The organism is Pseudomonas sp. EA_15y_Pfl1_P101 (genome assembly GCF_963970835.1).
Classification (GTDB): Bacteria; Pseudomonadota; Gammaproteobacteria; order Pseudomonadales; family Pseudomonadaceae; genus Aquipseudomonas; species Aquipseudomonas tritici.
On the sequence record NZ_CAXAPA010000001.1, the window covers coordinates 263,380 to 286,584 of the forward strand.

Consider the following 23,205-nt stretch of genomic DNA (forward strand, 5'->3'; position numbering starts at 1 on the left):
CGAGCAAGCCCGCTCCCACATTTGCTCACCCGTAATCGTTAGAGTGTGGGCTTGGCCCGCCGGGCCTTGAAGAACTCACTCAGCACCGCCCCACACTCCTCAGCCAACACTCCCCCCTCAAACAACACCCGGTGATTCAGAAATCCCTGGGTAAAAAACTGCCCCTGGCTTTGCACAATCCCCGCCTTGGGCTCCAGCGCGCCATAGACCACCCGCGCAACACGCGAATGCACGATCAGGCCGGCGCACATGCTGCACGGCTCCAGCGTGACATACAGGGTGCTGCCGATCAGGCGGTAGTTGCTGATCGCTTGCGCGGCGGCGCGGATGGCGACCATTTCAGCATGCGCGCTGGGATCATTGCCGCTGATCGGGCAATTGAAGCCACGACCGATGATCTCGCCGTCTTGTACGAGCACTGCGCCGACGGGCACTTCGCCGAGTGCAGCGCCCTGGGCAGCAAGGGCCAGGGCTTCAAGCATGAAGTCCTGGTCGCGACTGCGGTCGATGATCGCCGGTGGGCGAAACTGGCGCATCACGCCACCTCGATGGCGGCCATCAGGCCGGTTTCCATGTGGTCGATCACATGGCAATGGAACATCCACACCCCCGGGTTATCCGCCACCAAGGCCACGCGGGCGCGTTCGTTTTTGCCCAACAAGTAGGTGTCGGTGAAGTACGGGATCACCTTGTGGCGGTTCGAGGCAATCACCTTGAAGCTCATGCCATGCAGGTGGATCGGATGCTGGTACTGGGTCATGTTCTTCAATTCGAAAATGTAGCTCTTGCCCTTTTCCAGCTTGGCAATCGGGCGGTCGGCACAGGTTTTGTCTGTGATGTCCCACGCCTTGCCGTTGATCTGCCACAGGCTTGGAGGCTTGCCATCATCGACTGAAACGCTGCCAACCCATTCGAAATTGAAGTTGAGCTTCTCGGCATTGGCCAGGTCCGGTTCGCTGATCGGGTTGGCGGGCAATGCGGGCGGCCACTCACTCGGTGCATCGGAGTTGGCCACCGAACGAAACGTACCGAGGCGCACCGGGCCGTTGCGGATCGACAGTTCTTCACCGGCAGGCGGTGCCTTGATCGCCAGGCACATGCGCATGCCGGGGCCCAGCCAGTATTCCTTGCCCAGCGGGCGCGGCTCGATAGGGTTGCCGTCCAGCGCGTAGATCTGCGCGTCGACATCTGGAATATTGATGCGATAGGTCAAGGTGTTGTCGAGATTGAGCAGGCGCACGCGGGTGATCTGCCCGGCGGGCAGATCGATGACCGCCTGGGACACGCCATTGATCGTCGATAAACGCCCGGCGGTGCCGCCCCGCGCCGCTTCACGGGGGATGCTGAAGGCCACGAAAGCGCCCTCTTCGTCCACGTGCCAGTTTTTCAGGCTCAGGGTGCGCTCGTGTTTGAAACCGGTAGGCTCGCGCTCTTCAATGATCAGCGGGCCGACCAGGCCACGGCCCAGTTCTTCACTGCTGTTCACATGGGGGTGATACCAGTAGCTGCCCGCGTCCGGCACGCGGAATTTATAGTCGAAGTATTCACCGGGCAGTACCGGCAATTGCGAGACGTAGGGCACGCCGTCCATTTCCAGCGGCAGGCGGATGCCATGCCAGTGGATGGTGGTGGCGACTGGCAGATGGTTGATAAAGCGCACCCGCAACCACTCACCCTGGCGCACGCGCAACTCGGTGCCCGGCGCTGAGGGGCCGAATGCCCAGGCTTCGGTCTTGTGGCCCGGTACCAACTCCACGTCCAGGGGTGCTGCGATCAGTTCGTAATCGTGCCCAGCCTCAGCCTCGGCGACTTTCCCCAGCCAGTAGCGGTAGGCGCCACCGGCCCCCACGCCCACTACGGCCAGGCCTGCAAGGCCACCCAGGATTTGTCGACGGGAAAAGGATCGGGACACAACAACCTCACGTATCTGCCGCAAGCCCAGGGCCTGCAAAGGGCAGATACGATACACCTGCAACGGCTAAACAGTAAGGCTTCGCATTGCCGCATGGCTGAATTCACTGGCGCTCACACACGTCTGATATTCAGCGTTCTTTAGGCTGTGGCTTAAGTCCTGGCGGCGGCCAGGATCAGCGCTTTCATCTCGGCTACCGCGCCTTTGAAACCGACGAACAGCGCGTGCGCCACCAGTGCGTGGCCGATGTTCAGCTCATTGATGCCCTTGATCGCGGCCACGGCCTCGACGTTATGGTAGTGCAGACCGTGGCCGGCGTTGACGATCAGGCCTTCCTTGAGGCCGCAGTTCACACCGTCAATGATGCGTTGCAGTTCGTCGGCGACTTCGGTCGGTGTAGTAGCGTCGGCGTAACGGCCGGTGTGCAGCTCGATGGCCGGCGCACCGACACGGCGCGAGGCTTCGATCTGGCGCTCGTCGGCGTCGATGAACAGCGACACTTCACTGCCGATCTTCGACAAGCGCTCTACCGCAGCCTTGATCCTTGCCTCCTGGCCCGCCACGTCGAGGCCGCCTTCGGTGGTCAGTTCCTGACGGGTCTCCGGGACCAGGCAGATGTGCGCCGGGCGGATGCGCTCGGCGAACTGCATCATTTCTTCGGTGACGCCCATCTCGAAGTTCATGCGAGTTTGCAGCACGTCCTTGAGCACCAGCACGTCGCGCTCCTGGATGTGGCGGCGGTCTTCACGCAGGTGCACGGTGATGCCGTCGGCGCCCGCTTCTTCGGCGTCCAGCGCGGCCTTGACCGGGTCAGGGTAACGGGTGCCCCGGGCCTGGCGCAGGGTGGCGACGTGGTCGATGTTGACGCCAAGAAGAATGCGATTGCTGGTGGTCACGGAAGCGCTCCTGAATAGGGAAAGAAACGCTGCACAGCATACACGGGGTTGTCAGGGCTTTCGAAACAACTCGCGACTGACCAGCGGCCGCCCGCCCAGGTGCACAGCCAGCGCTTGGCGCATGAGGCGCTTGGCGGCGGACAAAGCACCCGGAGCGCTCCAATCGGCTTCGCTCATCGCCAGCAACTCGGTACCCTGGAACAGGCCAGGTTGCAGCAGGTACACGCGCTCAAGGCCGGCATCGACTTGCAGACGATACATACCGTCGGCGGCGATGGGGTCACCGTGCAGATCGTTGGCGAGTTCGAAGCCGTAGCCCAGGTCGTCAAGCAGGCGCCATTCAAAGGCGCGCAGCAGCGGCTCCAGCGGGCGGCCTTCGGCGAGGGCGAGCAAGGTGGCGGCGTAGTGATCGAAGACGCCAGGGTGTGGGTCTTCGGCGGGCAGTAGGCGGATCAGCAGTTCGTTGAGGTAGAGGCCGCTGAACAACGCATCACCGTTGAGCCAGGCCGACGTACCGACGCTCTCGAGCCGCCCAACGTTTTTCAACTCGCCCTTGCCGCGAAATTCCACGTCCAGCGCCACGAATGGCCTTGCCAGCGTGCCCGCCTTGCCTCGCGCGCTGCGCAATACCGCGCGCAGGCGACCGTGAGGCGTGAGAAAGTCCACCAAGGCGCTGGTCTCACGGTAGGCGCGGCTGTGCAGGACGTAGGCGAGTTGGCTGGGGGGCGGGGATTGGGACATGAGGTTCTCGCTGACAGAGCACGGCCTTGAAAACTACGACTATCCAATGTGGAGCGGGCTTGCTCGCGAATGCGTTATGTCAGTCGACTTATTAGTGACTGATCCACCGCTTTCGCGAGCAAGCCCGCTCCCACATTTTGTCCGGTGGTGTTCTCAGGCTTTGTTACAAGTCGCCGTAGCCCAACGAACGCAACGCACGCTCATCATCAGACCAGCCACCCTTAACCTTCACCCACAGGTTGAGCATGATCTTGGAATCGAACAGCAATTCCATGTCCTTGCGCGCTTCGGTGCCGATGCGCTTGATGCGCTCGCCCTTGTCGCCAATGATGATTTTCTTCTGGCCGTCACGCTCGACCAAGATCAGCGCATGGATGTGCAAGGTCTTGCCCTGCTGCTTGAACTCTTCGATTTCGACGGTGATCTGGTACGGCAGCTCGGCCCCCATCTGGCGCATGATTTTCTCGCGGACCAGTTCGGCGGCGAGGAAACGGCTGCTGCGGTCGGTGATCTGGTCTTCCGGGAAGAAGTGCTCGTTCTCCGGCAGGTAGCCTGCTATCACGCGTTCCAGGGCTTCGAGGTTATGCCCGTGCTGGGCCGAGATCGGCATGATCTGGGCGTTTGGCAGTTGTTCCTGCAGCCAGCTCAGGTGCGGCATCAGTTCGGCTTTGTCTTCGATACGGTCGGTCTTGTTCAGCGCGACGATCAACGGGCCGGTCACGTATTGCACTCGCTCGAGAACCATCTGGTCTTCATCAGTCCACTTGGTGCGGTCGACCACGAAGATCACAACGTCGACGTCTTTCAACGCCGCCGAAGCGGTTTTGTTCATGTAGCGGTTAAGCGCTTTCTCGCCGCCTTTGTGCATGCCCGGGGTGTCGACGTAGACCGCTTGCACGCTGCCTTCGGTCTTGATGCCCAACATGTTGTGGCGAGTCGTCTGCGGCTTGCGCGAGGTGATCGCGAGCTTCTGGCCGAGGATGTGGTTGAGCAGCGTGGACTTGCCCACGTTGGGGCGGCCAACGATGGCAACATAGCCACAGCGTGTTGCGGTTGAATCAGTCATGGCCATTCTCCACGCCCAGGGCAATCAGTGCTGCAGCGGCCGCTACCTGTTCGGCAATACGACGGCTCACACCCTGACCTCGGCTTTTTTCATTCAGTAAGGTGATTTCACATTCCACGAAGAACACGCGGCAATGCGGCTCACCCTGGATATCCACCACTTCGTAACGTGGCAGTTCGCAACCACGGGACTGCAGGTATTCCTGCAAGCGGGTCTTGGGATCTTTGTTGGTGTCGACCAGCGTCAGGCTTTCGATTTCCGAGGCCAGCCAGGCGACCACGCGCTCCTTGGCCGTCTCCATACCTGCATCGAGGTAGATCGCACCGATCAACGCTTCCAGGGCATCTGCCAGGATCGACTCGCGACGGAAGCCACCGCTTTTCAATTCACCGGAGCCCAGTCGCAGGTATTCACCCAGGCCGAAACCACGGGCCAGCACGGCCAGGGTCTCGCCTTTCACAAGGCGTGCACGCAAGCGCGACAGCTGGCCTTCGCGCGCTTGAGGGAAACGTTCGAAGAGCGCCTCACCGGCGGCAAAGTTAAGGATGGCATCACCGAGGAATTCCAGGCGCTCGTTGTTGCGCCCAGCAAAGCTGCGGTGTGTGAGGGCAAGGACCATCAATTCCTGGTCCTTGAAGGTGTAGCCGAGCTGGCGCTCGAGACGACTTAAAGAAACGCTCACGGTTTACCCATATCTGTTTGGTGGCACCGGCGGCCATCGACGATTGACGCAGTGTTCAAATTCAAATCCTGGTTGGTGCTGCATGGGGCCGGGCAAATAATTGTCCCAGCCCCAGAAAAGCATTCGGCGCTGTGTTCACAGCGCCGCCTGTATTACTTGATCAGCCCGACCCGCGAGAAATTCGGCAGGTGGCTGAGTTTGGGTTCCGGCCAGCTCATCCAGACCGCAAAGGCCTTACCGACTATATTCTGGTCGGGAACCATGCCCAGCAGGTCCTTGGGAATGTTGGGATCATTCCAATAGCGGCTGTCATTGGAGTTGTCACGGTTGTCGCCCATCATGAAGTAGTGCCCGGCAGGCACTTTCCACTCACCGCCAGGCTGGCGGAAGCGCGACATTTCCTTGCGGATCTCATGCTCTACCGCGCCGAGTTTTTCCTGGTACAGCTCGGCGCTGCCCAGGGAACTTGGCTCGGAGCCGAGCAACTTCTCGGCCACCGACTCACCGTTGATCAACAGACGCTTGTCGCCCGTGTAGCGAATCACATCGCCCGGCAGGCCGATCACGCGCTTGATGTAGTTGACGCTCGGGTCGCTCGGGTAGCGGAACACCATCACATCGCCGCGCTGCGGGTCACCAATTTCGATGACCTTCTTGTCGATCACCGGCAGGCGAATCCCGTAGGCAAACTTGTTCACCAGAATGAAGTCGCCCACGTCCAGGGTAGGTTTCATCGACCCCGAAGGGATCTGAAACGGCTCCACCAGGAACGAACGCAGCACCAGCACGATGAACAACACCGGGAAGAACGACTTGCCGTATTCAACCAGCAAAGGCTCTTTGTTCAGCTTCTCGACCACCACGGCATCGGGCTGGCTGACGCTGCCCTGATACGAAGCGATAGCCGCCCGCCGACGCGGGGCGAAGAACACCAGATCAAGCAACGCCAGGAAGCCACAAACGGCAACGGCGATGACCAGCAACAGCGGGAAATTTAGTGACATAGGACCTAACTATCCAACCTGAGCACCGCAAGGAAGGCTTCTTGTGGAATTTCCACGTTGCCCACTTGCTTCATGCGTTTTTTACCGGCCTTTTGCTTCTCAAGCAGCTTGCGCTTACGGCTTACGTCACCGCCGTAGCATTTGGCCAGTACGTTCTTTCTGAGTGCCTTGACGGAGGTCCGTGCAATGATCTGCCCGCCGATGGCGGCCTGGATCGCGACGTCGAACATCTGGCGCGGAATCAGTTCTTTCATCTTCTCGGTCAACTGGCGACCTTTATAGTGCGCATTGTCCTTGTGCACGATCAGTGCCAGGGCATCGACCTTGTCGCCGTTGATCAACACATCCAGCTTCACCAGATTAGCCGACTGGTAACGGTCGAAATGATAATCCAGCGAAGCATAGCCGCGGCTGGTGGATTTGAGACGGTCGAAGAAGTCCAGCACCACTTCGTTCATCGGCAAATCATAGGTCACTTGCACCTGGGTACCGAGGAACAGCATGTCGTGCTGTACGCCACGCTTTTCGATACACAGGGTAATGACGTTGCCCAGGTGTTCCTGTGGCACAAGAATATTGGCGCGCACGATTGGTTCGCGCATGTCTTCGATGGAAGACAGGTCTGGAAGCTTCGACGGGTTATCGACGTAAATCGTTTCACCGGTTTTCAACGCCAGCTCAAAAATAACCGTCGGCGCGGTGGTGATCAGGTCCAGGTCGTATTCGCGCTCAAGGCGCTCCTGGATGATCTCCATGTGCAGCATGCCGAGGAAGCCGCAGCGGAAGCCGAAGCCCAGGGCGTCGGAGCTTTCCGGGGTGTACTGCAACGACGAGTCGTTGAGGGTCAGCTTTTGCAGGGCTTCGCGGAAGTCTTCGAAGTCGTCGGAGCTGACCGGGAACAGGCCGGCGTAGACCTGCGGCTGGATGCGCTTGAAACCCGGTAGCACATCGACGTCAGGGGTGGAGCTCAAGGTCAGGGTGTCACCGACCGGCGCACCGTGGATGTCCTTGATACCGGCGATGATGAAGCCCACTTCACCGGCTTTCAGGTCGACGGTGGCAGTGTGTTTCGGGTTGAACACACCGACGCTGTCCACCAGGTGGATCTTGCCGGTGGATTTGACCAGGATCTTGTCGCCTTTCTTCACACGGCCGTGGCGCACGCGCACCAGGGAGACAACGCCCAGGTAGTTGTCGAACCAGGAGTCGATGATCAACGCTTGCAGCGGATCTTCGTAGTTGCCGGTTGGCGCAGGAATGGTATTGACCAGGCGCTCAAGCACTTCGTCGACGCCCAGGCCGGTCTTGGCGCTGCACTCGACGGCGTCGGTGGCGTCAATGCCAATGATTTTTTCGATTTCTTCTTTGACGCGGTCCGGATCGGCTTGCGGCAAGTCGATCTTGTTCAGCACCGGCATCACTTCCAGGCCTTGCTCGATGGCGGTGTAGCAGTTGGCTACGGACTGGGCTTCAACGCCCTGACCCGCGTCCACCACCAGCAATGCGCCTTCGCAGGCCGCCAGGGAACGGCTGACTTCATAGGTGAAGTCGACGTGGCCCGGGGTGTCAATGAAGTTCAGCTGGTACTTGATACCGTCTTTGGCGGTGTAGTACAGAGTGACACTGTGGGCCTTGATGGTGATCCCGCGCTCGCGTTCGAGGTCCATGGAATCCAGCACCTGGGCTTCCATTTCACGCTCGGCAAGGCCGCCGCACATCTGGATGAATCGATCGGCCAGCGTCGACTTACCATGGTCAATGTGGGCGATGATGGAGAAATTGCGGATATGACTCAAATCACTCACGGATCAACACTCAAAAAGGCTGCAGGCAGATTGCCCGCCGAAAAATAGCCGGGAATTGTACCTGATGCTCAGGCCAGGCGTCATCTTTGCTGACCAGAACAAAAATGCCCCGAACTCTGGACCGGGGCATTTTTTGTTCATAAGCGTGGTATCAACCGGCTCGACGCAGTAGCCAGAAGCCAGCCAAGGCACAGATGGCCGTGGGCACCAGCACCGCAAACAGCGGCGAGAAGCCGAACACCAGGCTCGACGGGCCTAGCAGGTCTTGGGCGATACGGAATGTGAAACCCACTAGTACGCCGGTAAACACACGCTGGCCCAGGGTTACGGAGCGTAGGGGACCAAAGATGAACGAGATCGCCATCAGCACCAGCGCAGCCGTCACCACCGGTTGCAACACCTTGACCCAAAATGCCAGCCAGTAACGACCGTTGTTCAGGCCCTGGTCCTTCAGATAGTGGATGTAACTCCAAAGCCCGGAGATCGGCAGGCTTTCCGGGATCATCACCACGGTATTGAGCAATTGCGGCTTGAGGGCGATGTCCCATTCTTCGCTTGGCACGTTGATCACTTCGGTGCTGGCCTTGGCACCTTGGCCGATATCGCGGAAATACGTGGTAGTGACATCGCTCAATTGCCACTTTTCATCACCGTACTGCGCACGTTTGGCGAAGCTTGACGACAGCAGATGGCGTTCTTTGTCAAAGTTGTAGCGGGTCACGCCAATCAACAGGCCGCCCGGTTGAACGGCATTGATGTGGATAAATTGATCACCCTGGCGGTGCCACAGACCGCGCTTGGAGCTTTGCGCATCGCCCGACCCCTGAGCCAAGGCACGATTAGCCTGGGCCGTGGATTCAGTCGGCGGCGCGACGTATTCACCGATCAGCACGCTGCAGAGCATCAGCAGCAACATGGGCTTCATCACCGCCCAGACGATACGACCGATGGAAACCCCGGCCGCGCGCATGATGGTCAGTTCGCTGTTGCTGGCCAGGGTACCCAGGCCGATCAGACAGCCAATCAGCGCGGCCATCGGCATCATCTCGTAGAGACGACGCGGCGCGGTCAGCGCGACAAAGCTGAGCACATCCCACACGGTATAGGTGTCGCTGACGTTACCCACTTCATCGATGAAGGCGAACAACGACGCCAGGCCCAGGATGATGCCCAATACCGCCAGGATGGCGATCAGTACACTGCTACCGATGTAGCGATCGAGCTTAGCCACGAGCCAACTCCTTCTGGCCACGACGGCTCATCATTTTCAAACGTATGGGTTCCCAGTAGAGCAGGCCCAGGCCAATCACCAGGAAGATCCCGTGCACCCACCAAAGGCCCAGGGTCGGGGACAGCCTGCCCTTTTCCAGGGAACCGCGGGCGGAAATCAGGATGGTCAGGTAAGCCATGTACAGCAGGATCGCCGGCAGCAGCTTGAGAAAACGCCCCTGGCGCGGGTTGACGCGCGACAGCGGCACGGCCATCAAGGTCACGATGAACACTAGCAACGGCAGGGAGATGCGCCATTGCAGTTCGGCGATGGAACGCAGTTCCTTGCTGCCGAACAGCTCGGAGGTCGGGATGGCGTCACGGTCGGTAACTTCGTCGCTGATATCCGGACGCGCCAGCATCACGCCATAGGTGTCGTACTGGATTGCACGGTAATCGGCCATGCCGGGGCTACCGTCATAGCGATAGCCGTTTTCCAGGATCAGGTAGCGGCTGCCGTCCGGGCGCACTTCCTGACGCCCCGAATCGGCTACCAATATGGAAATACCACGGTCCTTCTTGTCCTGGCCCAGGCGCTTCTCGGAGATGAACACCCCGCCCAGGTTAGCGCGATCGTCGGTCAGGGTTTCGGTGTAGGTCACCCGAGAGCCGTCATTGAGCGCCTGAAAACGGCCTGGCTCGAGGGTATCGAACTCGGTCATCGCGTCTTGTTTGTTCAGCACCAACTGGAACTGCATGGCGCCCTGGGGAGCCAGGCTCAGGCTCAGCCAGGCGACGATCAGCGCGACGCCGGCGGCTGGGATCATGGTCATGCCCAGCAGGCGCTGCTGGCTCATGCCTGTGGCCGAGAGCACGGTCATTTCGCTTTCGAGGTATAGGCGGCCGTATGCCAGCAGGATCCCCAGGAACAGGCCCAACGGCAGGATCAGTTGCAGGAAGCCCGGCAGGCGAAAGCCCATAATCAGGAACAGCGAGCCTGGGTCCAGGGCGCCCGAAGCGGCTTGGGCCAGGTATTTGACGAAACGACCACTCATGATGATGACCAGCAATACCGCACTCACGGCACTCAGGGTCAACAGGACTTCGCGGGACAGATAACGGAAGACGATCAAACCAGACACTCCAGGGTTGTCAGGCTAAGGCGGCCAAACAAGCAAGCATACCGAGTCAGCCCCTTTACACAGGGCCGGCTAAAAAGATGGCGCATTATCCTGTGATTGACCGCGCCTGTCACTGCGCAACCTCATGCACGTGCACAAAGCTGGCGGCAAGGGTTGTCAGGCTCCGCCGGCGAGGTTCAAACTGCGGCCTTTGTCGCCGGCGGTTTACACAGCTGCCGGGTATTAAAGCCGGAGTACAGACTCCTGGCTAATAGACCTTTATAAGGGACCCGAAAATGGAATTGGTTGTAAAAAGCGTTAGCCCCGAAACGTTGAAAACCGCCACCCTCGTGGTCGCCATTGGCGAAGGCCGCAAACTCGGCGTTGCCGCCAAGCAACTCGACGAACTCAGCGGCGGCGCTATCAGCGCAGTGCTCAAGCGCGGCGACCTGGCCGGCAAAGTCGGCCAGAGCCTGCTGCTGCAGAGCCTGCCCAACCTCAAAGCCGAGCGTGTATTGCTGGTGGGCGTGGGCAAGGACGCCGAACTCGGCGACCGCCCTTTCCGCAAGATCATCAGCGCCATCCTCACCACCCTCAAGGGCCTGGGCGGCAGCGATGCAGCGCTGGCACTCGATGAAATCGTTGTAAAAGGCCGTGACAGCTACGGCAAGACCCGCCTGCTGGCTGAAACGTTGGTGGATGGCGGTTACTTCTTCGACCAGTTCAAGAGCCAGAAAGCCGAACCGCGTGCCCTGAAGAAAATCACTCTGCTGACCATCAAGGCGGCCCAGGCTGAAGTCGAGCGCGCCGTGACCCACGCGACAGCTATCGCCAATGGCATGTCGTTCACCCGCGACCTGGGTAACCTGCCGCCGAACATCTGCCACCCGACCTTCCTGGGCGAACAAGCCAAGGCACTGGGCAAAGAGTTCAAGGGCCTGAAAGTTGAAGTGCTGGACGAGAAAAAGATCAAGGAACTGGGCATGGGCTCGTTCTATGCCGTAGGCCAGGGCAGCGACCAGCCGCCACGCCTGATCGTGATGCAATACAACGGCGGCAAGAAGTCCGAGAAGCCTTACGCCCTGGTCGGCAAAGGCATCACCTTCGACACCGGCGGCATCAGCCTCAAGCCGGGCCAGGGCATGGACGAGATGAAGTACGACATGGGCGGCGCCGCGAGCGTGTTCGGTACCCTGCGTGCCGTGCTGGAACTCAAACTGCCGATCAACCTCGTGTGCATACTGGCCTGCGCCGAGAACATGCCAAGCGGCGGCGCAGCGCGCCCGGGCGATATCGTGACCACCATGAGCGGCCAGACCGTCGAAATCCTCAACACCGACGCCGAAGGCCGCCTGGTGCTGTGCGATGCCCTGACCTACGCCGAGCGCTTCAAGCCACAGGCCGTGATCGATATCGCCACCCTGACCGGCGCCTGCATCGTCGCGCTGGGCTCCCACACCTCGGGCCTGCTGGGCAACAACGACGAGCTGATCGAGCAACTGCTCAGCGCCGGCAAGGCTGCCGACGACCGCGCCTGGCAACTGCCGCTGTTCGATGAGTACCAGGAACAGCTGGACAGCCCGTTCGCCGACATCGCCAACATCGGCGGCCCGAAAGCCGGCACCATCACTGCTGCCTGCTTCCTGTCGCGCTTTGCCAAAAACTTCAACTGGGCCCACCTGGACATCGCCGGCACGGCCTGGACCAGCGGCGGCAAGGACAAGGGCGCCACTGGCCGTCCGGTGCCACTGCTGACCCAATACCTGTTGGATCGCGCCAAGGCCTGAAACTGACGATTCCGGGACGGCCATCACGCCGTCCCGGTCTCAGGAACCCCAATGACCCAAGTCGACTTCTATATATTGCCCAGCGCCGACCCGCTCGCGCGCCTGGACTTTGCCTGCAAACTCACCGAAAAAGCCTGGCGCTTGGGCCACCGTATTTACCTGCATTGCAGCGATGCTGCGCAGCGTGACGAGCTTGATGCCCGCCTATGGCGCTTCAAGGGCGAAAGCTTCGTGCCCCACGGCCCCGCCGAGTCTGAACCTGAAGGCTTGGTGGTGCTGGGCTTAGGCGACAACTGCGGCGCTCATCAGGACCTGCTGGTCAACCTGGACCTGAAAGTACCGCCCTTTGCCAAGGCGTTCGCCCGTGTGGCGGAAGTGGTGGTGGAAGATCCGGCTATTCGTCAGGCCGCGCGGGAGAGTTTCCGTTTCTACCGCGAACAGGGCTATCCTCTGCAAGATCACCGGTTACAACGACTTTGAGCACACGATGGACACTCCCAATTCTGTAAAAAAAGACGACCACCTGCTGGACGACCTTGAGTCGATCCGCCAGTTGCTGGGTGATGATGACTTGCAGCCGCCGCTGCTGACCGAGACGGTCAATGGCGAGGTCCAGATTCCGCTGTTATTCGACATGGTCGGTAATAAGCCCGCAGCCCCGGTAGCAGTCACTGCAGTAGCAGAACCCGCTCCCGCCGAAAAAGGGCCCGACGCCCTGCTGCTGCACCTGGATAAAGAACTGCGCGCCGCTGCGCAATTGATCATGCAAGACGTGATCGACGACTTTGCCCCGCATATCGAGACCGAGATAAAGCGTCGGTTGGATGCACGGATGGAGCGGCTGATCGCCGCAGCTACAAGCAATTAGCTACAAGCTGCAAGAGCAGTTGCCCCCAAGCTTGTAGCTCATAGCTTGTAGCTTGCAACTGCTCCCCCCCGTTATACTTGCCGGCTTTCCTGAATTAACGCCAACTAGGGTCCCGCCGCGCATGGATAAGACCTATCAGCCCCACGCTATCGAAACTTCCTGGTACAACACCTGGGAGTCCGAGAACTATTTCGCCCCACAAGGTGCGGGCGACTCGTACACCATCATGATTCCGCCACCGAACGTCACTGGCAGCCTGCACATGGGCCATGGCTTCAACAATGCGATCATGGATGCGTTAATCCGTTTCCGCCGCATGCAGGGCCGCAATACCCTGTGGCAGCCAGGCACCGACCACGCCGGTATCGCCACGCAGATGCTGGTGGAACGCCAACTCGAAGCGACCGGCCAGAGCCGTCACGACCTGGGTCGCGAGAAATTCCTGGAAAAGATCTGGGAATGGAAAGACCAGTCCGGCGGCAACATCAGCCGTCAGATCCGCCGCCTGGGCTCGTCCGTCGACTGGAGCCGCGAGCGCTTCACCATGGACGATGGCCTGTCGGAATCCGTGAAAGAAGCCTTCGTGCGCCTGCATGAAGACGGCCTGATCTACCGCGGCAAGCGCCTGGTCAACTGGGACACCAAGTTGCACACGGCGATTTCCGACCTCGAAGTGGAAAACCACGACGAGAAAGGCTTCCTGTGGAACCTCAAGTACCCACTGGCCGACGGCGCCAAGACCGCTGAAGGCAATGACTACCTGATCGTCGCCACCACCCGTCCGGAAACCATGCTCGGCGACGCCGCCGTAGCGGTTAACCCGAACGATGAACGCTACCAGGCGCTGATCGGCAAGTTCGTCGAGCTGCCTTTGGTTGGCCGTCGCATCCCGATCATCGCGGACGACTACTGCGACCCTGAATTCGGCACCGGCTGCGTGAAAATCACCCCAGCCCACGACTTCAACGACTACGAAGTCGGCAAGCGTCACAACCTGGCGCTGCTGAACATCTTCGACAAGAATGCCGCCGTACTGCCGGCCTGCCAGGTGTTCAACCTGGACGGCACGCTGAACGAGAGCATCGACGGCAAGATCCCGGCCGAATACGTCGGCCTCGACCGCTTCGAAGCGCGCAAGCAGATCGTTGCCGCCTTCGACGCCGTCGGTTTGCTGGTGAGCGTTGACGACCACGGCCTGAAAGTGCCGAAGGGCGACCGTTCCGGCACCGTGATCGAACCGTGGCTGACCGACCAGTGGTACGTGTCCACCAAGCCGCTGGCCGAGCCTGCGATTGCCGCAGTGGAAGATGGCCGAATCCAGTTCGTGCCGAAACAGTACGAAAACATGTACTTCTCGTGGATGCGTGACATCCAGGATTGGTGCATCAGCCGTCAACTGTGGTGGGGCCATCGCATTCCGGCCTGGTACGACGAATCAGGCAAGGTCTACGTAGGCCGCGACGAAGCCGAAGTGCGTGCCAAGCACACCCTCGGCCCGGACGTTGCGCTGCAACAAGACAACGACGTACTGGATACCTGGTTCAGCTCGGGCCTGTGGACGTTCTCTACCCTGGGCTGGCCGCAGCAGACCGAATTCCTGAAGAAATTCCACTCCACCGACGTGCTGGTTACCGGTTTCGACATCATTTTCTTCTGGGTTGCCCGGATGATCATGCTGACCATGCATTTGGTGAAGAACGAAGACGGCACGCCGCAAGTACCGTTCAAAACCGTGTACGTGCACGGCCTGGTGCGTGATGGCCAGGGCCAGAAGATGTCCAAGTCCAAGGGCAACGTCCTGGACCCGCTGGACATCATCGACGGCATCGACCTGGAAACCTTGGTGCAGAAACGCACCTCGGGCCTGATGCAGCCGAAACTGGCGAAGAAGATCGAGAAGCAGACCCGCGACGAGTTCGCCGACGGCATCGCCAGCTACGGCACCGACGCCCTGCGCTTCACCTTCTGCTCGTTGGCGTCTACCGGTCGCGACATCAAGTTCGACATGGGCCGTGTCGAGGGCTATCGCAACTTCTGCAACAAGATCTGGAACGCGGCGCGCTACGTGCTGGACAAAGGCGAAGACTGCGGCCAGAACGGCGAAGAGGTCGAACTGTCCCTGGCTGACCGCTGGATCATTTCGCAACTGCAACGCACCGAAACCGAAGTGACCCGCCAACTCGACCAGTTCCGTTTCGACCTCGCCGCACAGGCCTTGTACGAGTTCATCTGGAACCAGTATTGCGACTGGTACCTGGAACTGTCCAAGCCCGTGCTGTGGGACGAAAACGCACCTGTCGAACGCCAGCGCGGCACCCGTCGCACCCTGGTGCGCGTGCTGGAAGTGGCGTTGCGCCTGGCGCATCCGTTCATGCCGTTCATCACCGAAGAAATCTGGCAGCGCCTCGCGCCGCTGGCCGGTATCGAAGGCAAGACCATCATGCTGCAGCCTTGGCCGGTGGCCAACGAAGCGCGTATCGATGAGGCGGCCGAAAGCGATATCGAATGGCTCAAGACGTTGATGATGGGCACACGTAACATCCGTGCCGAGATGAACATCGGGCCGGGCAAGCCACTGGCAGTGTTTGTGAAGAACGCCAGCGCTGAGGATCAGCGTCGTCTTACTGAGAACGATGCACTGCTCAAGAAGCTGGCGAAGCTGGAGTCGATCACTGTATTGGCTGCGGGCGAAGAAGCACCGCTGTCCGCCACCGCTCTGGTGGGCGACATGGAAGTGCTGGTGCCGATGGCTGGCCTGATCGACAAGGGCGCTGAACTGGCCCGCCTCGACAAAGAAATCCTGCGCCTGCAAGGCGAAGTGCAGCGGGTGGGCGGCAAGCTGTCCAACGCGGCGTTCGTCGACAAGGCGCCGGCTGAAGTGATCGAAAAAGAACGCGCCAAGCTGGCAGAGGCTGAACAGGCCTTGGGTAAGCTGGCGGAGCAACATGCGCGGATTTCCAGCCTGTAAGGTGTGAACCTCGTGAAAAAAGAGACCTTCGGGTCTCTTTTTTTTGCTTTTTGTGGGAGCTGGCTTGCCTGCGATGCAGGCAACTCGGTGTACCTGCAAGAGAGCGTTGATACCATCGCAGGCAAGCCAGCTCCCACATTTGACCGAGATCACCTCAAGAATGTGTGACAATGCCCACCACTTTGAGCCAACACCAGAATCATCATGACCCCCCCCAGCACGCCAAAACCTCCGCGCAAGAAGCCTAAAACCGCAGTCACGGCCAAGCCCGTCGTGCCGCGCAAAGAGGCCACCCTGCACCCGCGCAACCGTCACACGGGCCGTTACGACTTCCCTGCGCTGATCAAAACCACGCCGGAACTGGCGCAGTTCGTGATCCTCAACCCCTACGGCAAGGAAAGCATCGACTTCGCCAGCCCGGATGCGGTGCGGGTGTTCAACCGGGCACTGCTGAAGGCTTTTTATGGCATCCAGCACTGGGACATCCCGGCGGATTACCTGTGCCCACCGGTGCCGGGACGTGCAGACTACGTACACTTCCTCGCCGACCTGCTGGCCAGCGTCAACGACGGCAAGATCCCGCGTGGTTCAATCGTCAAGGTGCTGGACATCGGCATGGGCGCCAATTGCGTCTACCCGTTGATTGGCTACATGGAGTACCGCTGGAACTTCCTGGGCTCGGAGGTCGACCCTACCGCCGTGGCCGCGGCAAAGGCCATCGTGCAGTCCAATGACCTGAGCAAGGTCATCCAGTTGCGCCTGCAGGCTAACCCTAAGCAGATCCTGCTGGGCTTGCTGGAACCGGGTGAGCGCTTTGACCTGACCATGTGCAACCCGCCATTCCACGCGTCCATGGACGAAGCCACCAAGGGCAGCGAACGCAAGTGGCGAGCCTTGGGCAAGACTGACCCGAAACGCAAGTTGCCGGTGCTGAACTTCGGCGGCCAATCGGCCGAGTTGTGGTGTGAAGGCGGTGAAGCACGCTTCGTGACCCAGTTGATCGCCGAGAGCGCGCACTTTGCCCACAAGGTGTTGTGGTTCAGCACTCTGGTGTCAAAAGCGTCGAACTTGCCCGCCATCGAGACTGCGCTGAAAAAAGCCGGCGTGCTGGAAAGCCAAGTGGTGGAAATGTCTCAGGGGCAGAAGCAAAGCCGCTTTGTGGCCTGGACCTTCCAGACCAAGAACGAACAGCAGATCTGGCGCCAGCGCTGGGTACGCGACTAGCCCTTCATCACAGTAGAATCGCAGGCAACAAAAAACCGTGCCCGGATCGCTCCGGAGCACGGTTTTTTTGCTGCGTCTTACTTGTTAACAGCGTCGGTCAGGCCTTTGGCCACAACTAGCTTGATAACTTTCTTGGCAGCGATTTCGATGGCAGCGCCAGTCGAAGGGTTACGGCCAGTACGGGCAGGACGCTCGGTCACTTTCAGTTTGCCAACGCCTGGCAGAGTGATTTCGCCGCCGTTTTCCAGCTGATCAGCAACGATCTGGCTCAGTTGGTCCAGCAGAGCGCGCACGGTGGTCTTCGGTGCGTCTACTGCTTCAGCCAGGTCAGCGATCAGTTGGTCTTTAGTAATAGCCATTGTGGTGTTCCTTCCCTATCAAATTCATATGGATTGCAGAGTGCAGTGTCAGCCGTCGAGCCCGACCGTCACGGCCTGGCACCCCCGGCTATAACCACGGAGATCGGGGTTATAGATGCTTGAAACGGGGATTGGTTCGACCTGACAGATGCTGAATGCACGCTTATCGCCGAGACTTGGCGTAAGACGGGGCAAAACTAGCACAGAGACGGGGAAATATCCGCCTCTACCTACCCATTTGGTCAGCTTTATCGCTCTAAACCGTGAAAAAAAGGTATAGGAACCGTCGGAGGGTACGCATAACCGCCTTCGAAGCACGTCTTGCCCAATGGGTGCGGTACACTGGGCGACTTTTTGGGGAGGGCGCACCGCTCCCCTTCAACCAGCCGAGAAGCCTATGCCGATCCGTCATTGCATCGTCCACCTGATCGACAAAAAACCCGACGGCACACCTGCAGTTCTTCACGCCCGTGACTCGGAGTTGTCCGAATCCGCTGCCATCGAGAACATGCTTGCCGACCTTAACGAGAGCTATAACGCCAAACAAGGCAAGGCCTGGGGCTTCTTCCATGCCGAGTCCGGCGCGCACCCGTTCAGCGGCTGGTTGAAGGAATATTTCGACGGCGGCCAGGATTTCACCACGTTCAGCCGCACTGCCGTCGAGCACCTGCAGAAGTTGATGGAAGAGTCCAACCTCTCCGTCGGTGGTCACGTGCTGTTTGCCCACTACCAACAAGGCATGACCGACTACCTGGCCATCGCCCTGCTGCACCACAGCGAAGGCGTGGCGGTGAATGATGAGCTGGACGTGACCCCTTCTCGTCACCTGGACCTCGGCCAACTGCACCTGGCGGCACGCATCAACGTCTCCGAGTGGCAGAACAACAAGCAGTCCAAGCAATACATTTCCTTTATCAAAGGCAAGAACGGCAAGAAAGTCTCGGAGTACTTCCGCGACTTTATCGGCTGCCAGGAAGGCGTCGACGGCCCGGGCGAGACCCGCACGCTGCTCAAGGCCTTCAGCGACTTCGTCGAAAGCGAGGACCTGCCGGACGAATCCGCTCGCGAAAAAACCAAGACCCTGGTGGATTACGCCAGCAGCCAGGCCAAGCTCGGCGAGCCGATGGGCCTGGAGGAACTCTCGGGGCTGATCGATGAAGATCGGCCAAAAGCGTTCTACGACCATATCCGCAACAAGGACTACGGCCTGTCGCCAGAGATCCCGGCTGACAAACGCACCCTCAACCAGTTCCGTCGCTTCACCGGCCGCGCCGAAGGCTTATCGATCAGCTTTGAAGCGCACTTGCTGGGCGACAAGATTGAGTACGACGAAGCCGCCGGGACCTTGATCATCAAGGGCTTGCCGACCCAACTGACCGACCAGCTCAAGCGCCGTAACTGATGCTCGGCGGGGTTTTCAAGAAAGTCCTGCTGGTGTTGCTGGTCGTGGTGGTGATCCAGAACTGGGGCAAGATCGAGCGGGTGTTCAACCCATCGCAGGTGGTACCAGAGCAGACCCGCGCCTCGGCGCGCGTGGTGCTCTATTCCACCGAGTGGTGTGGTTACTGCAAGCAGATCCGCCGGTTCCTGGACCAGAAGGGCATTGCGTACCAAGCGTTTGATATCGAGAAAAACCCCCAGGCGCGCAAGGCGTATAAGGCGTTGGGTGGCGGTGGGATTCCGTTCGTGGATGTAAATGGCACGCTGATCCGCGATTACAGCCCCGAGAAGATCATGGCTGCGCTGAAGTAATCAGCGCACCACGATCATCCGCCCCAATACCGTGTGCTGCTCAAAGCCAAGCACAGCCTGCAACGCATTCAACACCGCCTGCGGGTCTTTGCTCGGGAAGCTGCCGCTGACCCGTTTGGCGCCCGCCTCTTCGTTGAGCAACAGAATGCGTCCAGGATAGTAGCGCCCCAAGTCATTGATCACATCGGCCAGCGGCGCGTTGTAGTAGTTGAGCCAGCCGTCACGCCAAGCCAGGCGTGATTCGCTGTCGACCGCATGCAGAGGGTCGGCGACACCGTCGGCGTAGGTCACTTGCTGGCCTGCCGTAAGAATTTGCTGCGGGCCCTGCTTGGACGGTATGACGCCAACGCGCCCGGACAACACGGTTACCTCAGCCCCCTCCGGTTGCAGGCGCACTTCAAACTGCGTACCCAACACCCGCGCTTCACCGCTGCCCGCCTCCACCACAAAGGATTGCCCGGTGTGAGTTACGCTGAAAAACCCGGCACCGCGACGCAACTGGATATGCCGCTCACCCTGGCTGAAATCCACGGCAATGGCACTGTCGGCATCGAGGGTGATTTGGGACTTGTCGGCCAGCGTGAAGGTTCTGACCTCCCCCGGCGCCGTCACGTAGTCGGCGCCGAAGTCATCGACCCAGCGCGACGGCTGCCAACCGGCGCCCATCGACACCATCAACACCAGACAGGCGGCCATTGCCAACGCGCCAGACCAACGCACAACCCGTGAGCGCTTCGAGGTGTTCATCGCATTGAGATAACCCTGCAAGGCCATGGCCTCTTCATCCGCCAGTTTGCGTGCCGGCACTTCGCTCACCTCCCACAGCACCTGCGCCTGTGCATAGGCCTCGACGTGCGCGGGATCGGCGCGCAGCCAGTGGCTGAACGTGGCCTGGTCGCCGCTGCTGGGTTGGTCATGCAACAGGCTCAGCCAAGCCAGTGCGGCCTGCTCCTGCGCGGGCGTGGGGGTGACGTTCACGGTGCTTTCCCTGGCGTGCGTGGGGGCGATGGTTCGCGAAGGCTGGCTTTGCAGGCTTCGAGGGCACGCATCATATGTTTTTCCACGGCACTTTGGGACAGGCCCATGGCCTTGGCGATCTCCGCGTATTTGCGGCCGTGAATGCGGTTGAGCAGGAAAATCTGCCGCGTGCGTTCGGGCAAGCTGCGCAAGGCGGCTTCGACGTGGCGCAAATCATTGCCGGCTTCCAGCGCTGCCTGCGGCTCGCAACCCTGATTGTCCTGCTGCTCGGGCAGCCAGCCTTCGCTGCTGCGCACCCGCGCGCTTTCGCTGCGCAGGTGGTCGATGGCAATATTGCCGGCGCAGCGCAACAGGTAGGTGCTGAGTTCTTCGACCTGCACCAATGGCCTGCGCCAGAAGCGCAGGAACAGGTCCTGCACCAGGTCGGCCGCCGTGGCGCGACATCCCACACGGCGGTTCACCAAGGCCTCCATCTGCGAACGCTGGGACAAAAACACCTGCAGGAAATGCGCACGTCCACCTACCGCGTCAGCGTGCGGGCTGTCCTGGGACTCGGGTGGGGTGCTGATCATCAGGCTGAACTCAAAGAGTGGCAAAGGCCGCAACAGGGCTGGCGAGCAGGCCGACGCCCGCCAGGATCAAGGCCAGCCTTGGCCGATACGGCAACAACAGCACCAGCAATAGCGCACTGAGCATCAATACCGCGCACCATTGCACAAGGCCCTGGCCCCAACCCGCGATATTCACGGCGGGCCAGATCGACACCGTCAGCAGCACCCACCCGGCCACACGCAGGGCCAGCCGACGACGGGGCGATGGCTTGCTGTGCAGCAGTTCGCCGTGATGTCGGTCGGTAGACAAGCACAATGCGGTGAACCCCCCGTAGCACATCAGCAGTGCGAGCAGCATTCAGTTCGCCTCCCGCTTGAGCGTCAACCGGCGTGCGCGTTCAGGCTTGGAGGCAGGCACCATACGCTGCTGCATTTTCCAGGCGGCCCAGGCCAGGAACACGCCGCTGGCCAGGCAAGTCAAGTCGAAGCCGGCCATGGCCCAGTCGCCCGTTGCCAGGGAAACGCCCAGGTGATGGGAGGTCGTGAGCGCATTGAGCAGTGGAATGGCGATAAACAGCAGCGCGCCAGCGCTCAACTGTTCGATCCACCCCTGGCGACCGCGGCGCAGCATGGCGTGCACCAGGCTCAGGCCCCAGACGATAAAGAAGGTTTGCACTTCCCAGTCGGAACGCTCGGCGAAGCTCACCGGCAACAAACGGTTGGCCCAGAAAAACGCCGCGATGGCGATCATCAGTCCGGACATACTGGCGATGTTCAGCACTTCCACCAGGCGCAATTCAAACGGCATCACCGCGCTTTTAGCGTGCTTGAGCTGGCGTTTGCCAAGCCAGATCACCAGCCCGGTGCCAATCATCGCCGTGCCCGCCAGACCACAGATAAAGTACAACCAGCGCAGTACCGGGCCGGCGAAATGGCCCATGTGCAGGCCATAAAAACTGCCGCCGATCACGGCGGGCAGTGACTGCTCACCACTGACCCGCAACAGCTCGCCCGTGTTGCCGTTAAAGGACACCGTGCTGCCGAAATCATGCACCACGCTGTCAGAGCCGGCGCGAAACACATTGACCGAAGCGTTCACATCACTGGGGTTATTCACCGCCACACGCCCGACATGTCCACCCGCCCACTGCTCACGCGCCTGTTCGTACATCGGCACCAGCGGCTTCAACTGCCCAGGTTGCCCGAGCGCCGGTGCATTGTTTGTCGCCGGGAACACCTCACTGAAGAAGGCGCGGGTGTCGTTGCCATACGAGGCCAGGATCGGTGCCGGCATCACCAGGCTCATGAAAATCACCAAGCTGCTGTAGGTGATCATCAGGTGAAATGGCAGCACTAACACACCCACCGCGTTGTGCCCGTCGAGCCAGGAACGCTGGCCTTTGCGGGGGCGGAAAGTGAAGAAGTCCTTGAAGATTTTCTTGTGGGTGATGATCCCGGTGATCAGTGCAACAAACATCGCCATCGCGGCAATGGTCGACAGCCAGCGGCCCCAGGGATGCGGCATTTGCAGCTGGAAGTGAAAGCGATAGAAGAACTCGCCCCCCATGCTTTCACGGGCCTGCACTGCCTGGCCGGTGACGGGGTCGAGGGTTTTCTGGATAAAGTTGCCACGCTTGCCGGGGTCGACTTTGTCTTGCCACATTACCGACAGGCTGGGGTCGCGGCTGTCCGGCAGGGTGATAAACCAGCGGGCAGCGGTCGGCGCGACGTGCTGCAGATAGGTTTGAGCGACGTTCAGGCTACGCGCATCGTCCAAGGGACGAGCCTGCACTTCGGGCTGCATCCAGTGGCTGATTTCGTCTTTGAAATACGCCAACGTGCCTGTCAGAAAAATCGCAAACAACAGCCAGCCGAAGATCAATCCAGCCCACGTGTGCAACCAGGCCATGGCCTGTCGAAAGCCCTCTTTCATGTGCGCGCCATCCAAAAGCCCACGCCCGCCAGCGTGGCAAATGCTGCGCTCGGCAGCATCACGCCGAACCAGGCGCGTATGGCGCTGCGGCAGGCGAAACACCAGAGCACGGCCAGCAGATAGAACACGAATGAACTCATCATCCCGGTGATCACAGCGTCGGCACGCGACGTGGGCATCCACAGCGCGAGGCAGATGCTGGCCAGTGAAGCCATCAGGTAACCGCCCACCACAGCAGCCAGTACGCGCGAGGTCACAGCGAGACGATAGGAGACAGGCAGCGAGGTTTTGCTTTTCATGCGAGAGGCGCCAGGTTCATCAGCACGCGATATTAATGATAAATATTCTC

24 protein-coding genes are annotated in these 23,205 nt (G+C 60.2%); 8 read left to right on the forward strand and 16 right to left on the reverse strand.

The features are described 5' to 3' along the window. Nucleotides 1-38: 38 nt before the first annotated feature. From tadA to lptF, 10 genes are all read right to left on the reverse strand, one after another. Nucleotides 39-536, reverse strand: a complete 498-nt coding sequence (tadA, locus tag AACY36_RS01245; protein WP_339417759.1) for a tRNA adenosine(34) deaminase TadA — start codon at nt 534-536, stop codon at nt 39-41. Next, nucleotides 536-1,912 (reverse strand): multicopper oxidase family protein, encoded by a 1,377-nt coding sequence (locus AACY36_RS01250; protein ID WP_339427127.1) that lies wholly within the window; start codon nt 1,910-1,912, stop codon nt 536-538. Before AACY36_RS01250 ends, tadA begins: the two co-directional genes overlap by 1 nt. A gap of 152 nt (nt 1,913-2,064) precedes the next feature. Then, complete coding sequence (gene pdxJ, locus AACY36_RS01255) at nt 2,065-2,808, reverse strand: pyridoxine 5'-phosphate synthase (RefSeq protein ID WP_339417757.1); 744 nt, start codon at nt 2,806-2,808, stop codon at nt 2,065-2,067. Nucleotides 2,809-2,859: 51 nt separating this feature from the next. Continuing rightward, nucleotides 2,860-3,549: a DNA repair protein RecO gene (gene recO / locus AACY36_RS01260; RefSeq protein ID WP_339417755.1), complete on the reverse strand. Its 690-nt coding sequence runs from the start codon at nt 3,547-3,549 to the stop codon at nt 2,860-2,862. A 163-nt stretch (nt 3,550-3,712) separates the two neighbouring features. Beyond that, on the reverse strand, nt 3,713-4,615 hold the full coding sequence (gene era, locus AACY36_RS01265; RefSeq protein WP_027604661.1) for a GTPase Era: 903 nt from the start codon (nt 4,613-4,615) through the stop codon (nt 3,713-3,715). After that, complete coding sequence (rnc, locus tag AACY36_RS01270; protein WP_017136295.1) at nt 4,608-5,297, reverse strand: ribonuclease III; 690 nt, start codon at nt 5,295-5,297, stop codon at nt 4,608-4,610. Before rnc ends, era begins: the two co-directional genes overlap by 8 nt. A gap of 152 nt (nt 5,298-5,449) precedes the next feature. Continuing rightward, the gene (gene lepB / locus AACY36_RS01275) at nt 5,450-6,301 is read right to left on the reverse strand and encodes a signal peptidase I (RefSeq protein WP_339427128.1); all 852 of its coding nucleotides are present in this window, start codon (nt 6,299-6,301) and stop codon (nt 5,450-5,452) included. A 5-nt stretch (nt 6,302-6,306) separates the two neighbouring features. Next, complete coding sequence (lepA, locus tag AACY36_RS01280) at nt 6,307-8,106, reverse strand: translation elongation factor 4 (protein WP_339417750.1); 1,800 nt, start codon at nt 8,104-8,106, stop codon at nt 6,307-6,309. A gap of 151 nt (nt 8,107-8,257) precedes the next feature. After that, nucleotides 8,258-9,337, reverse strand: a complete 1,080-nt coding sequence (gene lptG, locus AACY36_RS01285) for an LPS export ABC transporter permease LptG (protein WP_339417749.1) — start codon at nt 9,335-9,337, stop codon at nt 8,258-8,260. Further along, entirely contained in the window at nt 9,330-10,448 is a 1,119-nt protein-coding gene (gene lptF, locus AACY36_RS01290; protein WP_339417747.1) for an LPS export ABC transporter permease LptF, read from the reverse strand. The genes lptG and lptF overlap by 8 nt, the downstream gene beginning before the upstream one ends. A 284-nt stretch (nt 10,449-10,732) precedes the next feature. On the opposite strand from lptF, the gene AACY36_RS01295 reads away from it, so the two are divergent. The 6 genes from AACY36_RS01295 (at nt 10,733) to rlmF (ending at nt 17,283) form a co-directional block, all read left to right on the forward strand. Continuing rightward, nucleotides 10,733-12,223, forward strand: a complete 1,491-nt coding sequence (locus tag AACY36_RS01295; protein WP_339417745.1) for a leucyl aminopeptidase — start codon at nt 10,733-10,735, stop codon at nt 12,221-12,223. Nucleotides 12,224-12,274: 51 nt separating this feature from the next. Further along, on the forward strand, nt 12,275-12,703 hold the full coding sequence (locus tag AACY36_RS01300; RefSeq protein WP_339417743.1) for a DNA polymerase III subunit chi: 429 nt from the start codon (nt 12,275-12,277) through the stop codon (nt 12,701-12,703). Between the two features lie 7 nt (nt 12,704-12,710). Next, nucleotides 12,711-13,091, forward strand: a complete 381-nt coding sequence (locus AACY36_RS01305) for a DNA polymerase III subunit chi (protein WP_339417741.1) — start codon at nt 12,711-12,713, stop codon at nt 13,089-13,091. 121 nt (nt 13,092-13,212) lie between these two features. Beyond that, the gene (locus tag AACY36_RS01310; protein ID WP_339427129.1) at nt 13,213-16,059 is read left to right on the forward strand and encodes a valine--tRNA ligase; all 2,847 of its coding nucleotides are present in this window, start codon (nt 13,213-13,215) and stop codon (nt 16,057-16,059) included. Nucleotides 16,060-16,071: 12 nt separating this feature from the next. Continuing rightward, nucleotides 16,072-16,227 (forward strand): hypothetical protein, encoded by a 156-nt coding sequence (locus AACY36_RS01315; protein WP_339417737.1) that lies wholly within the window; start codon nt 16,072-16,074, stop codon nt 16,225-16,227. Between the two features lie 36 nt (nt 16,228-16,263). After that, complete coding sequence (gene rlmF, locus AACY36_RS01320; RefSeq protein ID WP_339427130.1) at nt 16,264-17,283, forward strand: 23S rRNA (adenine(1618)-N(6))-methyltransferase RlmF; 1,020 nt, start codon at nt 16,264-16,266, stop codon at nt 17,281-17,283. 77 nt (nt 17,284-17,360) lie between these two features. Here rlmF and AACY36_RS01325 read toward each other — a convergent pair whose 3' ends face one another. Continuing rightward, nucleotides 17,361-17,642, reverse strand: coding sequence for an HU family DNA-binding protein (locus AACY36_RS01325; protein WP_003212743.1), 282 nt, complete (start codon nt 17,640-17,642; stop codon nt 17,361-17,363). 397 nt (nt 17,643-18,039) lie between these two features. On the opposite strand from AACY36_RS01325, the gene yejK reads away from it, so the two are divergent. Then, on the forward strand, nt 18,040-19,044 hold the full coding sequence (yejK, locus tag AACY36_RS01330; RefSeq protein WP_049709838.1) for a nucleoid-associated protein YejK: 1,005 nt from the start codon (nt 18,040-18,042) through the stop codon (nt 19,042-19,044). Beyond that, complete coding sequence (locus AACY36_RS01335) at nt 19,044-19,394, forward strand: glutaredoxin family protein (RefSeq protein WP_339417734.1); 351 nt, start codon at nt 19,044-19,046, stop codon at nt 19,392-19,394. Before yejK ends, AACY36_RS01335 begins: the two co-directional genes overlap by 1 nt. On the opposite strand, the gene AACY36_RS01340 is transcribed toward AACY36_RS01335, so the two are convergent. Genes AACY36_RS01340 through AACY36_RS01360 form a run of 5 tightly spaced genes read right to left on the reverse strand, consistent with a single transcriptional unit; the run spans nt 19,395 to nt 23,155 of the window. After that, nucleotides 19,395-20,372: a FecR family protein gene (locus tag AACY36_RS01340; RefSeq protein ID WP_339417732.1), complete on the reverse strand. Its 978-nt coding sequence runs from the start codon at nt 20,370-20,372 to the stop codon at nt 19,395-19,397. After that, nucleotides 20,369-20,947, reverse strand: a complete 579-nt coding sequence (locus tag AACY36_RS01345; protein ID WP_339417860.1) for an RNA polymerase sigma factor — start codon at nt 20,945-20,947, stop codon at nt 20,369-20,371. Before AACY36_RS01345 ends, AACY36_RS01340 begins: the two co-directional genes overlap by 4 nt. A gap of 7 nt (nt 20,948-20,954) precedes the next feature. Continuing rightward, the gene (locus AACY36_RS01350) at nt 20,955-21,281 is read right to left on the reverse strand and encodes a DUF3325 domain-containing protein (protein WP_339417729.1); all 327 of its coding nucleotides are present in this window, start codon (nt 21,279-21,281) and stop codon (nt 20,955-20,957) included. Next, on the reverse strand, nt 21,282-22,856 hold the full coding sequence (locus AACY36_RS01355; RefSeq protein WP_339417727.1) for a PepSY-associated TM helix domain-containing protein: 1,575 nt from the start codon (nt 22,854-22,856) through the stop codon (nt 21,282-21,284). It abuts the gene before it with no gap. Beyond that, nucleotides 22,853-23,155 carry a DUF3649 domain-containing protein gene (locus AACY36_RS01360; protein ID WP_339417725.1) on the reverse strand — a complete coding sequence of 101 codons (303 nt, stop codon included), beginning with the start codon at nt 23,153-23,155 and terminating at the stop codon, nt 22,853-22,855. The genes AACY36_RS01355 and AACY36_RS01360 overlap by 4 nt, the downstream gene beginning before the upstream one ends. Nucleotides 23,156-23,205: the final 50 nt, after the last annotated feature.

Coding starts and splice junctions, on each gene's coding strand:
- tadA (WP_339417759.1), bottom strand. CDS start 536: ATGCGCCAGTTTCGCCCACCGGCGATCATCGACCGCAGTCGCGACCAG.
- recO (WP_339417755.1), bottom strand. CDS start 3,549: ATGTCCCAATCCCCGCCCCCCAGCCAACTCGCCTACGTCCTGCACAGC.
- era (WP_027604661.1), bottom strand. CDS start 4,615: ATGACTGATTCAACCGCAACACGCTGTGGCTATGTTGCCATCGTTGGC.
- lepB (WP_339427128.1), bottom strand. CDS start 6,301: ATGTCACTAAATTTCCCGCTGTTGCTGGTCATCGCCGTTGCCGTTTGT.
- AACY36_RS01295 (WP_339417745.1), top strand. CDS start 10,733: ATGGAATTGGTTGTAAAAAGCGTTAGCCCCGAAACGTTGAAAACCGCC.
- AACY36_RS01300 (WP_339417743.1), top strand. CDS start 12,275: ATGACCCAAGTCGACTTCTATATATTGCCCAGCGCCGACCCGCTCGCG.
- AACY36_RS01305 (WP_339417741.1), top strand. CDS start 12,711: ATGGACACTCCCAATTCTGTAAAAAAAGACGACCACCTGCTGGACGAC.
- AACY36_RS01310 (WP_339427129.1), top strand. CDS start 13,213: ATGGATAAGACCTATCAGCCCCACGCTATCGAAACTTCCTGGTACAAC.
- rlmF (WP_339427130.1), top strand. CDS start 16,264: ATGACCCCCCCCAGCACGCCAAAACCTCCGCGCAAGAAGCCTAAAACC.
- AACY36_RS01325 (WP_003212743.1), bottom strand. CDS start 17,642: ATGGCTATTACTAAAGACCAACTGATCGCTGACCTGGCTGAAGCAGTA.
- yejK (WP_049709838.1), top strand. CDS start 18,040: ATGCCGATCCGTCATTGCATCGTCCACCTGATCGACAAAAAACCCGAC.
- AACY36_RS01335 (WP_339417734.1), top strand. CDS start 19,044: ATGCTCGGCGGGGTTTTCAAGAAAGTCCTGCTGGTGTTGCTGGTCGTG.
- AACY36_RS01350 (WP_339417729.1), bottom strand. CDS start 21,281: ATGCTGCTCGCACTGCTGATGTGCTACGGGGGGTTCACCGCATTGTGC.
- AACY36_RS01355 (WP_339417727.1), bottom strand. CDS start 22,856: ATGAAAGAGGGCTTTCGACAGGCCATGGCCTGGTTGCACACGTGGGCT.
- AACY36_RS01360 (WP_339417725.1), bottom strand. CDS start 23,155: ATGAAAAGCAAAACCTCGCTGCCTGTCTCCTATCGTCTCGCTGTGACC.